The sequence below is a fragment of the Guyparkeria sp. SB14A genome (assembly GCF_005096345.1).
Taxonomy (GTDB): Bacteria; Pseudomonadota; Gammaproteobacteria; order Halothiobacillales; family Halothiobacillaceae; genus Guyparkeria; species Guyparkeria hydrothermalis.
Map to the genome: position 1 here is coordinate 23,422 of NZ_SWAW01000021.1, position 11,861 is coordinate 35,282.

Consider the following 11,861-nt stretch of genomic DNA (forward strand, 5'->3'; position numbering starts at 1 on the left):
GCGGTGAGGGAAAGCCTCGAGAAGCGCAGCGCCCGGGCCCTCATCCATTGGGGGCTGGCGCTGACGCGTCTGCTCGGGATTGCCGGCGTGGCGGATTTCGAGCGCCAGACCGCACGCCGCTGGGGGGCGCGGCTGGAGATGCCGCTGCTGCTGATCACCTTCTGGATCCCGTTCCAGTGGTACCTGGTGCACACCGGGCGCATGGACCCGACCGACGGGTTCTGGATCGACCAGCTGATCTGGGGATTCTTTCTCGTCGAGCAGTTGATCCTGCTCTCCACCGTTCATGACCGCGGCTTCTATCTGAAGACCAACTGGCTGATGGTGGCGGTGGTGCTGCTCGGCCTGCCCCTGATCCTGTTCGAGGCGGTCGAGCTGTTGCTCGGTCTGCGCCTGTTGCGCGGGCTGCTGGTCGTGATCACCGCCCTGCGCCTGGGGCGACGCTACTTCCGCGAGCTTGGCCGGCACGTTTTTTTCGCCATCAGCCTGATGACCGCCTTCCTGATCGTGCTGGGCGGGGCGCTGATGCCCATGGTCGAGCCGGAGACCTTTCCCGAGTTCAGTGACGGGGTCTGGTGGACGCTGGTGACGCTGGCGACGGTCGGCTACGGCGACTACGTGCCGGTGAGCGATACCGGTCGGATGATCGGGCTCGGGTTCGTCGCCATCGCGGTGATCTGGATGAGCCTGATCAGCGCCTCGATCGCCGCCTTCCTCGTGGGCCTGCGCATGGAGGCGAACGCCGAGGAAGACGAACAGGTCGATCGCCACATGATCGAGCGGCTCGAGCGGATCGAGTCCCTGCTCGAGGACATGCGGCACGATCGGCCGAGCGAGGGTCAACGGGGCGACGGGAAATAGCGCGCGACCGGTCGGAGGGCGGCCGGTCCGCGTGGCCTGGGCTCAGGCCGGGCGGTGCCCTGCCACCAGCGCCCAGTCGCCCAGCTCGCGGAAGGTGGTGACCTCGTTGCCGGCCGCCGTCCAGGCCGCGGCCACGGCATCGGCCTGGTGCGTGAGGATGCCGGAGAGCGCAAAGCGGGCGCCCGGCTTCAGGTGCCGGCTCAGCATCGGGGCGAGTTCGATCAGGGTCGGGGCGAGGATGTTCGCCAGCAGCCCATCCACCTGCCGGTCGGCGGGGTAGTCCTGGGCGAGATAGAGCGAGAAGCGCGCCGGCTCGATGTCGTTGAGCTCGGCGTTGCCGCGGCTGGCGGTGAGCGCCTGCGGGTCGATGTCGGTGCCGTCGACCTGGCCCGCACCGAGGCGCAGCGCGGCAATCGCCAGAATCCCCGAGCCGCAGCCGGCATCCAGCCAGTGCTGCCCGGCAATCTCCTGCGATTCCAGCCATTCCAGGCACAGGCGCGTGGTCTCGTGCTTGCCCGTGCCGAAGGCCAAGCCCGGGTCGAGGCGAATCGGCAGGCGGTCGCCCGCGCCCGTGCTCTCTTCCCAGGCCGGCTCGATCACCAGCCGCTCGCCGATCGGCATGGCCGAGAAGTCCGCCTGCGTGCGGCGCACCCAGTCGTCCTCGTCGAACACCGAGTGGCCCAGCCGGTCGAGCAGGGCGGGGCGCAGCAGCCCGTGCAGGGTGCCGACGATGTGCGCCGGCGAAACGCTGCCCTCGAACAGCCCGACCACGCGGGTCTCGGCCCACAGCGGTGCTTCGCCCGGCTGCGGTTCGAGCACCGGCTCGTCACCGAGCTCTTCCAGGGTGACCGACAGCGCGCCGGCAGCCAGCAGGGCATCCTCGACCGCCTCGACGTCGTCGCGCGGCACCTCCAACCACAGGTGCTGCCACTCGTCGGCCATTAGGGACACCTCGAAAAAACTGCTGCGTCACCCGATTGCTGCGTCACGTGCTCGCTCACTCCCCACCTATCTGCTTGATATGTCTCGTCGCTCGCTGGATGCGTAGCAGGCGTAAGCCAGCGGTTCCTTGCACTCGGGCGACTCGCGACGTTTTTTCGAGATGTCCTTAGGAGATGCCAAGCCGTTTGTGCAGGAAGTGGATGTCCATGCCGCCGGCAATGAAGTTCGCGTCCATCATCAGCTCGCGGTGCAGCGGGATGTTCGTCTTGATGCCGTCGACCAGCATTTCCTCGAGCGCGCCGTGCATGCGACGGATGGCCGCCTCGCGATCACCGGCATGGGTGATCAGCTTGCCGATCATCGAGTCGTAGAACGGCGGCACCGAGTAGCCGTTGTAGATGTGCGAGTCGACTCGCACGCCCAGGCCGCCCGGGAAATGCAGGTTGGTGATCTTGCCGGGGCTGGGCGCGAAGGTGGCCGGGTCCTCGGCATTGATACGGCACTCGACGGCGTGCCCGCGAAATTCGACGTCGTCCTGGGTCAGCTGCAGCGGCATGCCCGCGGCGATCGCCAGTTGCTCCTTGACGAGATCGATGCCCGTGATCATCTCGGTGACCGGGTGCTCGACCTGCAGGCGGGTGTTCATCTCGATGAAGTAGAACTCGCCGTTCTCGTACAGGAACTCGAAGGTGCCGGCACCGCGGTAGTTCATGCGCTTGCAGGCCTCGACGCAGACCGCGCCGATCCGGGCGCGCTGCTCGGCGGTGATGCCCGGGGCCGGGGCCTCCTCGATCACCTTCTGGTGGCGGCGCTGCATCGAGCAGTCGCGCTCGCCCAGGTGGATGGCGTTGCCCTGACCGTCGGAGAGCATCTGGACCTCGATGTGGCGCGGGTGCTCGAGGAACTTCTCCATGTAGACCTCGGGGTTGCCGAAGGCCGCCCCCGCTTCGCTCTTGGTCATCTCGATGGCGTGGTGCAGGTGCGCCTCGGTGTGCACGACGCGCATGCCGCGCCCGCCACCGCCACCGGCGGCCTTGATGATGACCGGGTAGCCGATTTCGCGTGCCAGCCGATGGTTCTCGTCCGGGTCGTCGGTCAGCGCGCCTTCCGAGCCGGGCACGCAGGGCACACCGGCGGCGCGCATGGTCTCCTTGGCGGTGACCTTGTCACCCATCATGCGGATGGACTCGGCGGTCGGGCCGATGAAGATGAAGCCGGATTCCTCGACCCGCTCGGCGAAGTCGGCGTTCTCGGAGAGAAAGCCGTAGCCGGGATGGATGGCCGAGGAGTCGGTCAGTTCGGCGGCGGCGATCAGGGCCGGCACATTGAGGTAGGACTCGTTGGAGCGGGCGCCACCGATGCAGACCGACTCGTCGGCGAGGCGGACGTGCTTGAGATCACGGTCGGCGGTGGAATGGACGGCCACCGTGCCGATGTCGAGCTCGCGGCAGGCGCGCAGGATGCGCAGTGCGATCTCGCCGCGGTTGGCGATCAGGACCTTGTTCAACATCTGGGAAAAACTCCTGGGAAGACGAAAGCGGCTGGATACGGGTCGGGCAGGCGGGGCCTTACTCGATCACGAACAGCGGCTGGTCGTATTCCACCGGCTGGCCATTTTCCACCAGGATCGACTTGATCGTGCCGTCGACCTCGGCCTCGATCTGGTTGAACATCTTCATCGCCTCGATGATGCAGATGGTGTCGCCCTTCTTCACGCTGGTGCCCACCTCGACGAACGGGCTGGCATCCGGCGAGGAGGCACGGTAGAAGGTGCCGACCATCGGCGAGTTGATGGTCTTGCCGCTGGCCTCCGGGGCCTCGCTGGCGGCCGGCTCGCCGGACGGCGCCGGGGCGGGCGCCTGTGCCTGGGGGGCGGGTGCCGGGGCGGCGGCGTGCATCACGGCCGGCTGCTGGGAGTGGCGCGAGATGCGTACCGACTCCTCGCCTTCCTTGATCTCGATCTCGGCGACGCCCGACTCTTCGAGCAGTTCGATCAGCTTCTTGACCTTGCGGATATCCATGACGGGTTCTCTTGCGTTGTGCGTTCGAATCAGGCGGACGGTGCGTCCAGATGAGCGATCAGGGCGGTAAGGGCCAGTTCGTAGCCCAGCGCCCCCAGCCCGACGATGCTGCCGACGGCGACATCCGAGAAATAGGAGTGCTGTCGGAACGACTCGCGGGCGTGAATGTTGGAGAGGTGAATCTCGACAAACGGTCGGTCGATGGCGAGCAGGGCATCGCGTAGCGCCACGCTGGTGTGGGTCCAGGCGCCGGGGTTGATCAGCACCCCGTCGATGCCCTCATCGGCCGCGCGGTGCAGCCGGTCGATAGCCTCGCCCTCGTGGTTGCTCTGGAAGTGCTCCAGCGCCGCGCCCTGTCCGTCGGCGGCCCGGTCGAGGCGCTGGCCGATGTCGGCCAGCGTCAGGCACCCGTAGCGCTCGGGCTCGCGGGTGCCGAGCCGATTGAGGTTGGGGCCGTTGAGTACCAGGATCCGTTTCATGGAGACTCGCTCTCGTCGACGGGCGGAATGACCGCGTCCCCGCCGGGTCGGTGAATGCTTGCCCCGCATTGTGCCGGTTGGGGGTGGCGAAGTCACGCGTTCGGTGGCGGTTTTTTGTCAATCGCCACCCATTGGCGGATTTTTCACGAAGTTATAGCCCGGATAAGTAAAGAGCCCCGCGAAAGGCGGGGCTCGAGAGCGGTCAGCGGTTCGAGACGGCCGTGACGTGGCCGAGGAACTCGTCGGGCGGCTGGTAGCCGACCACCCAGTGCTGGCGCACCCGCTCGCCCTCGGCATCCCAGAAGATGATGCCCGGCGGGCCGTACAGGTCGAAGCGCTTGAGCAGGGCCTTGTGATCGGCGTTGTTGGCGGTCACGTCGGCCTGCAACACCAGAAAGCCGCTCAGGGCCTCGATCACGCGCGGATCGCTGAAGGTGTTGTGCTCCATTTCCTTGCAGGAGGTGCACCAGTCGGCGTAGAAGTCGAGCATCACCGGCTGGCCGGCGTTCTTCGCCTGTTCGAGTGCCTCGTCGAGTTCGGCCTCGTTGTCGACCAAGCGGAACTCGAGCTCGGCGACCTCGCCGCCACCGCCGCCCAGCGAGATGCCGGACAGCGGGGCGAACGGCGTGCCCTTGGCGCCGGCGGCGATGCCGATCAGCATCAGCGCGCCCCACAACAGCAGCACTAGGCCGAGCGACTTCCACAGGCGCAGCCAGCCCGAAGCGGCTTCACGCAGCGACTCGGTCGCGCCCATGTAGACCGCCGAGGCGATCAGCAGCACGGCCCACATCAGCTGGGTGACGGCCGCCGGCAGGAAGCGCTCGAGCATCCAGATCGCCACGCCCAGCAGCAGCACGCCGAACACGGCCTTGACCGCATCCATCCAGCCGCCGGCCTTGGGCAGGTACTTGCCGCCCAGCGTGCCGACCAGGATCAGCGGCAGCCCCATGCCGATCGACAGTGCGAACAGCGCCATGCCGCCGATCACGGCGTCACCGGTCTGACCGATGTAGATCAGCGCGCCGGCCAGCGGCGGCGCCATGCAGGGGCCGACGATCAGGGCCGAGAGGAAGCCCATCACGGCGACGCCGGTGAGCGTGCCGCCCTGCTGGCGGTTCTGCGCCTGCATGATGCGTGACTGGATCGAGGAGGGCAGCTGCAGCTCGAAGAAGCCGAACATCGAGAAGGCGAGCGCCACGAAGATCGCGGCGAACACGGAGAGGACCCAGGGGTCCTGGAAGGCCGCCTGCAGGTTGGCGCCGAACAGCCCGGCCAGCACGCCGGCCACCGTGTAGGTGACGGCCATCGCCAGCACGTAGACCAGCGAGAGCACGAAGGCCTTGCGCGTGGTGATGTGCTCGCCCTGGCCGGCGATGATGCCGGACAGGATCGGGATCATCGGGAAGACACAGGGCGTGAAGGCCAGCAACAGACCGAAGATCAAAAAGCCGAGCACGATCGCCCAGGGCGTGCCCTCGATCAGGCGCTGGGTGATCATGTCGGTCTCCGAGCCCGCCGGCGTGGCGGCCTCGGTGGCGGTGTCGGCCGACGTGCCGCCGGACGTCTCGGTGCCGGCCGGTGCCTCGCCGCGCTCATCGCCCAGTGCCGGCATGTCCTCGAGCGGGGTCAGCTCGCCCGCGTCATCCGGTACCTCGTCGAGGCGCTCGGCCTCGCCCGCGGCCGGATCGATCCGCCAGGCCTTCTCCATCGGCGGGTAGCACAGGCCCATGTCGGCGCAGCCCTGGTAGCCGATCACCAGGGTGTAGGGCGAGTCGGCGTCGATGGCCAGCTCGGTTTCCAGTTGGTCGTGGAAGACCCAGACGGTGCCGAAGTTGGGGTCGTCCTTGCGCTCGCCCTCGCCGATGTGGGCGGCGCGGATGGAGGCGTCGCCCGCCACGGCCGCCTTGGTGCGATCGCGGTACAGGTAGTACTCGGGGGCGACGTCGAAGCGCACGAAGACGCTCTCGCCGTCGACGATAACCTCGGGCACGAAGGCCTCTTCGGGGTCCATCGGCTCGTTGCTCGATCCCCCGAAGCCGCCGAGGCTGATGCCGCCGTCGCGGGAGTCCGCGCCGGAGGCGGGAGCCTGCTCCGCGGCCATGTCGGCACCGATTCGGGGCAGGTCGACCGAGAGCTCGTGGGTTTCCGGCGGGTAGCAGACGCCGTGGATATCCGAGCAGCCCTGGTACTCGACCGTGATGGTCGCCTCGCCGCCCGGCGCCGAGTCGATCGGCACCCGCGCGGTAAAGTCTTCCTTGTAGACCGGCGTCTCGCCGAAGACCGGATCGTCGTCGATCACCGCCTCGGGCAGTTGCGGCTCGCCGAGTTCGACCGAGTCGTCGCCACGGATCGAGAGCTTGTCCTGGTAGAGGTGGTAGCCCTCCACGACGCGGAAGTCGAGCTTGAGCTCGCCGTCGTCATGGCTGGCCTCGACACCGAAGGCCTCCTCGGGGCCCAGCAGTTCGGGCTGGGCGGTCGCGGCCGGCTGCCAGGCAAGCGCGACGGCGGCAAGCAGGAAGGTGGCGATTCGCACCCAGGGCGCGGTCACGGAGTGATTTGAACGCATTGCTGAACCCATTCGGAGTAAGACTGGCTGCTTTCGGCCGGCAGGATGACCACCTCGGGGCAGTCGTAAGGGTGATAGTGCTCGATCGCGTCCTTGAGGGCGTCGATCCGCTCGAGGCTGGTCTTCATGTGAAGCTGGTATTCCTCGTCCCGGCACAGCTCGCCTTCCCAGTGGTAGGCCGAGCGGACCGGACCGACGACGTTGACACAGGCGATCAGCCCGTCGGCGAGCAGGCGGGCGCTGAATTCGTCGGCCGCCTTGGGGTCGTCGAGAGTCGTGATGACCAGTGCTATTGTGCTTTGCTCGATCGTCATTACTGTCTGTGCGTTGGCTGGTTTGGTCGCTTGTCCTTGTCGAGCGGCCCGCCGTTGGTCCCGTGCTAGGGCGTCAAGTTCCGCTCGAACGCGCCGGCTCTCGGGCCGAGGGCGCGCGGCTCGGACCGACGACGCCCTGCCGACACCCGAAACCTCGGCGGTAACGGGATCTGGTGGGCATCGCCGACGCGCCGGCTCGACCGTGTATTCGTCGCGGCAGAGCCACGCGCGTGCCGAAACCGAAGCCTAGCGCCACAATCGATAGACGGCAAACAAATCCACTCTACCCCTGAGACGTCATGCGAAAACTGTCCGGATTCATCCTCTTTCTGCCCCTCGTGGAGCTGGTGCTCCTGATCGCGATGGGGGCGGCCATGGGGTTTCTCGTCACGCTGCTGTGGATTGTCGCCACCGGCGTGTGGGGGGCGTGGCTGATGCGTACCGCCGGACCCAGTGCCATGGCGCGGGCGCAGCGTGAGGTCGACGCCACCGGGCGCGGGCAGATCGACGGGCTGGGCGTGGCCGCCAATTTCCTCGGCGGCTTGATGCTGCTGCTGCCGGGGCCGTTGACCGACCTGTTGGGACTGGTGCTGGTCACCCCGTTCCTGCGCCGCCTGGCCTTCGGTGCCTGGCTCGCCGGACGGTTGCAGCAGGTGGTGGTCGAGCGTGGTGGGTTTGGCACCGGACCACAGGGGCCGTTCGGCCCCGACGGCAATGTCTACGATGCCGATCCGGACGATATTCAGCGGAACGAGCCGCGCGACCCGCACCGCCTCGACCGGGACCGCGATCGGTAACGACCCTTCGCCCGGTCAGTCTTCGCCGTCGAGGATTCGCCTGGCCAGCGCCTGGCCGTTTTCCAGGCAATCGCCCACCGCGATGCCCCCGCGCCAATTGCCGATCAGCGACAGGCCGGGGTGCTGTTCGAGTGCCTGGTCGAGGCGTTCGATCCGGGCCAGGTGACCCAGTTCGTACTGCGGGATAGCCCGCTCCCAGCGGCTGACGCGCTGCCAGACCGGTTGCCCCTCGATGCCGAGCAGGTCGCCCAGATCCTTGCCGACCTGGCGGACCAGTTCGGTGTCGCTCATCTCCAATGCCTCCGGGTCCTGACGCCCGCCGATGAAGGCGGTGATCAGCTTGTGGCCGTGCGGTGCGCGGTTCGGAAACAGTGTCGATGAGAACAGCGCGCCCAGCGTGCGCCGGCCTTCGCGGCGCGGGATCAGCACGCCGAAGCCGTCGAGCGGGTGGGCGAGCACGCCCGAGGGGAAGCCCAGGGCCACCGAGGCGACCGGCGGGTAGACGATCTCGTCGAGCGGCTCGGCGAGCATGGGGTCCAGCGGGCGCAGGAGATCGGCGCTGACGTGTGCCGGGGTCGCCAGCACCAGATGGCGGGCCTGCCAGGTGGTGCCGTCCTGGTCGACTGCGCGCCAGCCGCCGGCGACCGACCGCAGGCTTTCCACGCGGCGCCCGCAGGCGATCGTGCTGCCATCGGTCGCGTCGATCCCGGCGGCGAGCCGGTCGGTGAGCGTCTGGATGCCGCCGGGGAAACTGATCAGCTTGCCGCGCCACTCGCGCGGCATCGCCTCCTTGCCCGCGCGGCGCTCCCGTTTTGCCCGTTTCATCGCCGCGAACCCGCCACGGATCAGCGAGCCGTGCTCCTGTTCCAGGGCGGCGAGTCTCGGCATGGCGGCCTGCACGGAGAGCCGGGCCGGGTCACCGGCGTAGACCCCGGAGACGAACGGGTCGACCAGGTAGTCGAGGATGTGCCGCCCCAGCCGGCGCTCGACGAACTGGGCCAGCGTCTCCTCGCCCGACCCGCGGCGCACCCAGGGTTCGCGCAGTATCCGGCCGAGGCTGCGCGGGCCGAGCAGTGGGTTGAACGGGGCCTTGAGCGGATGGGTGGGCAGGGCGAACATCCGCTTGCCCTTGGCGATGTAGCGCTTCTTGCCCGCCTCGCCGGCGAAGATCGCCTCCTCGGTCAGGTCGAGCGCCTCGAGCAGGTGATAGAGCGGCGGCTTGACCATCAGGGTGTTGGGCCCGATCTCGACCTGCCACTCCTCGTCGCGGCGGCTCTGGATGTTGCCGCCCGGCGTGTCGCCCGCCTCGAGCACGGTGACCCGCTGGCCGGCCCGCGCCAGTGCCCAGCCGGCGGCCAGCCCGCTGGCGCCCGCGCCGATGATCAGCGTGTCGGTCGATTGCGTGGACGCGGGGTTGTCGTGATCGCTTGCTGTCATGGCGTTCCGTGGCATGGCCGTCGTCGTTGCTGCTATGTCTGTCCGGGGGCTCGAGTGTACTCTACCGGTTCGATCAATTTCGGCAGATGCACTGTCAGGGACGTTATGGACGAATCGCACGCCGTTGGCGGCAGCAATGAGCCCGAGGGCTTGCCCCGGGCCGTGGTACTGGGCGGGACCGGTTTCGTGGGCCGGCACCTGGTGAGGGAACTCTCCCGGCGGGGCTGGGAGGTGGTGGTGCCGAGCCGCTTTGCCGCTCGCCACCGCGACATGGGCCTCTGGCCGAGCGTGGTGCTGGTCGACATGAATTCCCCGGCGCGCTCGGATCTGGCCACGCATCGCGGTGCCCCGGAACTGGCGGAGCTGCTCGAGGGCGCGGACCTGCTGGTCAACCTGGTTGGCATCCTCAACGAGCGTCGCCACAACGGCAAGGGCTTCGAGCGAGTGCACATCAAGCTGACCAAGGCCGCCCTGCGTGCCGCCGCCGATGCCGGCGTACCACGTTATCTGCACATGAGCGCGCTGGGGGCGGACGAGGACGAAGGCGTCAGTCACTACCAGCGCAGCAAGGGCAAGGCGGAGAACTGGGTGCATCGCTTCGGTCGCAAGCACGATATCGCGGTCACCAGCTTCCGCCCCTCGGTGATCTTCGGGCCGGGCGACTCGTTCCTCAACCGCTTTGCCGACCTGGCCAGGCTGATGCCAGGCGTCTTCCCGCTGGCCTGCGCGAGCGCACGCTTCTCGCCCGTCTACGTGGGCGACGTGGTGCGCCGCTTCGTCGAGTCGATCAACGACCCCCAGTCGCACGGTGCGCGCCACGATCTCTGTGGACCGCACGACTATTCGCTCGGCGAACTGGTGCGCTACGCGGCCAAAACCAGTGGCCACCCGCGTTGGGTGGTCGGCCTGCCGATGTGGTTGTCGCGCATCCAGGCACGCGTGATGGAGTGGCTGCCGGGCAAGCCGTTCAGCCGCGACAACCTCGCCTCCCTGCAGCGGGACAACACCTGCTCGCCGGAGTGCCCGCGCGAACCGACCCGGCTCGAGGACGTTGCCCCGGGATACCTTGCCCCGGGGAATGGTGGTCCCGGCAAGAGCACGCCACGCCGCGGCTGAGCCGATGGTAGGATAGCCACGACCACGCCCCGGTTTTCGGGGCGTTTTACCGTTTGAACCCTGATCGAGGTCCCGCTGTGGAATCGGAAAAACCAGTCCCCACCCCGCGTCGCTCCAGTAACGCCGAGCATTACTTCGAGCACTTCCTGTTTGGCAGTCGCTGGATTCTGGCCCCCGTCTACCTGGGCCTGGTGTTGGCGATGCTGCTGCTGTTGGTCAAGTTCGCCACGGAACTCTGGCACCTGGGCAGCCACGCCTTCACGCTTGAGGAGTCCGAGATCATCATCGGGGTGCTGACGCTGGTCGACGTCGCCCTGATCATGAACCTCCTGATCATCATCATCTTCTCGGGCTACGAGAACTTCGTCTCCAAGATGGATGACCTCCACAGCCATCACGACCGCCCCGAATGGATGGGTCACATCGGCTTTACCGACCTCAAGATCAAGGTGATCGGCTCGATTGTCGCGATCTCGGGGATCGAGTTGCTGAAATCCTTCATGAACGTCGAGAACCTCAGTGACCGGGACATGGCCTGGATGGTGGGCATCCACCTCACCTTCGTGATTTCCGGTGTGCTCTATGCCGTGATGGATCGCCTGCAGGGCAAGGGTCACTGACGAGCCTCATGCCCAACGACGCGCATGAAAAACCCCGCCGGCGGCGGGGTTTGTTGTTTTCGGGTGGAGGCAGGGCGCGCCTCTGGGTCGGCACCCTCACTCCCCGATGTCCTCGTTCCAGAGGGCCGGATGCGCCTCGATGAATCGCTGCATCAGCTCGATGCAGCGCGGATCGTTCACCACCGTCACCTCCACGCCGTGCTCGCGTAGCCAGTCTTCCTCACCGAGGAAGGTCCGGTTCTCGCCGATCACCACACGCGGTATCCCGTAGAGCCGAATGGCGCCCGCGCACATGGGGCAGGGCGAGAGCGTCGTGTAGAGCGTGCATGCTTGGTAGAAGGCCGCCGACCGGCGCCCGGCCCGTTCCAGGGCGTCCATCTCGCCGTGCCGGATCACACTGCCGTCCTGTATGCGGCGGTTGTGGCCGCGCCCGACGATCTCGCCGGCGTGCACCAGCACCGCGCCGATGGGGATGCCGCCCTCGTCGCGACCGATACGTGCCTCCTCGAGTGCCGCATCGAGTAACGGGTCGTGGTTCATGCTTCGTGCCTCCGCGGAAAAGCTGGCGCCTTCACGATACAATCTATGGCCTGCTCCCCGATCGCAAGCCCCGTTGGGGTGGTGGATAATCAGGTTGCGTCAATCTATTCGGCCTCGTCGTGGGGCACGTCAGTGCTCCGGGCCTCGATGGAGAAATCCGCGCCTGTC

The 11,861-nt window shown here is 67.5% G+C and carries 12 protein-coding genes; 4 read left to right on the forward strand and 8 right to left on the reverse strand.

The window, feature by feature from the left end; all coding sequences use genetic code 11:
- Positions 1-3 precede the first annotated feature (3 nt).
- Complete coding sequence (locus FAZ79_RS08650; protein ID WP_136867575.1) at positions 4-861, forward strand: potassium channel family protein; 858 nt, start codon at positions 4-6, stop codon at positions 859-861.
- A gap of 42 nt (positions 862-903) precedes the next feature.
- Here FAZ79_RS08650 and prmA read toward each other — a convergent pair whose 3' ends face one another.
- The 6 genes from prmA to cutA all read right to left on the reverse strand — a co-directional run bounded on the left by prmA (position 904) and on the right by cutA (position 7,183).
- Positions 904-1,803: a 50S ribosomal protein L11 methyltransferase gene (gene prmA / locus FAZ79_RS08655; protein WP_136867576.1), complete on the reverse strand. Its 900-nt coding sequence runs from the start codon at positions 1,801-1,803 to the stop codon at positions 904-906.
- Positions 1,804-1,969: 166 nt separating this feature from the next.
- Positions 1,970-3,313: an acetyl-CoA carboxylase biotin carboxylase subunit gene (gene accC / locus FAZ79_RS08660; protein ID WP_136867577.1), complete on the reverse strand. Its 1,344-nt coding sequence runs from the start codon at positions 3,311-3,313 to the stop codon at positions 1,970-1,972.
- A gap of 58 nt (positions 3,314-3,371) precedes the next feature.
- The gene (gene accB / locus FAZ79_RS08665; protein ID WP_136867578.1) at positions 3,372-3,824 is read right to left on the reverse strand and encodes an acetyl-CoA carboxylase biotin carboxyl carrier protein; all 453 of its coding nucleotides are present in this window, start codon (positions 3,822-3,824) and stop codon (positions 3,372-3,374) included.
- Positions 3,825-3,853: 29 nt separating this feature from the next.
- Complete coding sequence (gene aroQ / locus FAZ79_RS08670; protein WP_136867579.1) at positions 3,854-4,303, reverse strand: type II 3-dehydroquinate dehydratase; 450 nt, start codon at positions 4,301-4,303, stop codon at positions 3,854-3,856.
- 202 nt (positions 4,304-4,505) lie between these two features.
- A complete protein-coding gene (gene dsbD / locus FAZ79_RS08675; protein ID WP_136867580.1) occupies positions 4,506-6,869 on the reverse strand; it encodes a protein-disulfide reductase DsbD in 2,364 nt (787 codons plus the stop codon).
- The gene (gene cutA / locus FAZ79_RS08680) at positions 6,848-7,183 is read right to left on the reverse strand and encodes a divalent-cation tolerance protein CutA (protein WP_136867581.1); all 336 of its coding nucleotides are present in this window, start codon (positions 7,181-7,183) and stop codon (positions 6,848-6,850) included. The genes dsbD and cutA overlap by 22 nt, the downstream gene beginning before the upstream one ends.
- 299 nt (positions 7,184-7,482) lie before the next feature.
- Between cutA and FAZ79_RS08685 the strand changes: the two genes are divergently transcribed.
- Positions 7,483-7,980 carry an FxsA family protein gene (locus tag FAZ79_RS08685; protein ID WP_136867582.1) on the forward strand — a complete coding sequence of 166 codons (498 nt, stop codon included), beginning with the start codon at positions 7,483-7,485 and terminating at the stop codon, positions 7,978-7,980.
- Positions 7,981-7,995: 15 nt separating this feature from the next.
- Here the strand turns inward: FAZ79_RS08685 and hemG are convergent, their stop codons facing one another.
- On the reverse strand, positions 7,996-9,417 hold the full coding sequence (hemG, locus tag FAZ79_RS08690; RefSeq protein ID WP_136867583.1) for a protoporphyrinogen oxidase: 1,422 nt from the start codon (positions 9,415-9,417) through the stop codon (positions 7,996-7,998).
- A 105-nt stretch (positions 9,418-9,522) separates the two neighbouring features.
- Here hemG and FAZ79_RS08695 point away from each other — a divergent pair, with 105 nt between their 5' ends.
- Both FAZ79_RS08695 and FAZ79_RS08700 read left to right on the forward strand, forming a co-directional pair.
- Entirely contained in the window at positions 9,523-10,533 is a 1,011-nt protein-coding gene (locus FAZ79_RS08695; protein ID WP_136867584.1) for a complex I NDUFA9 subunit family protein, read from the forward strand.
- 77 nt (positions 10,534-10,610) lie between these two features.
- Positions 10,611-11,153 carry a TIGR00645 family protein gene (locus FAZ79_RS08700; RefSeq protein WP_136867585.1) on the forward strand — a complete coding sequence of 181 codons (543 nt, stop codon included), beginning with the start codon at positions 10,611-10,613 and terminating at the stop codon, positions 11,151-11,153.
- A 96-nt stretch (positions 11,154-11,249) separates the two neighbouring features.
- Here FAZ79_RS08700 and FAZ79_RS08705 read toward each other — a convergent pair whose 3' ends face one another.
- Positions 11,250-11,693 (reverse strand): nucleoside deaminase, encoded by a 444-nt coding sequence (locus FAZ79_RS08705; RefSeq protein WP_136867586.1) that lies wholly within the window; start codon positions 11,691-11,693, stop codon positions 11,250-11,252.
- Positions 11,694-11,861: the final 168 nt, after the last annotated feature.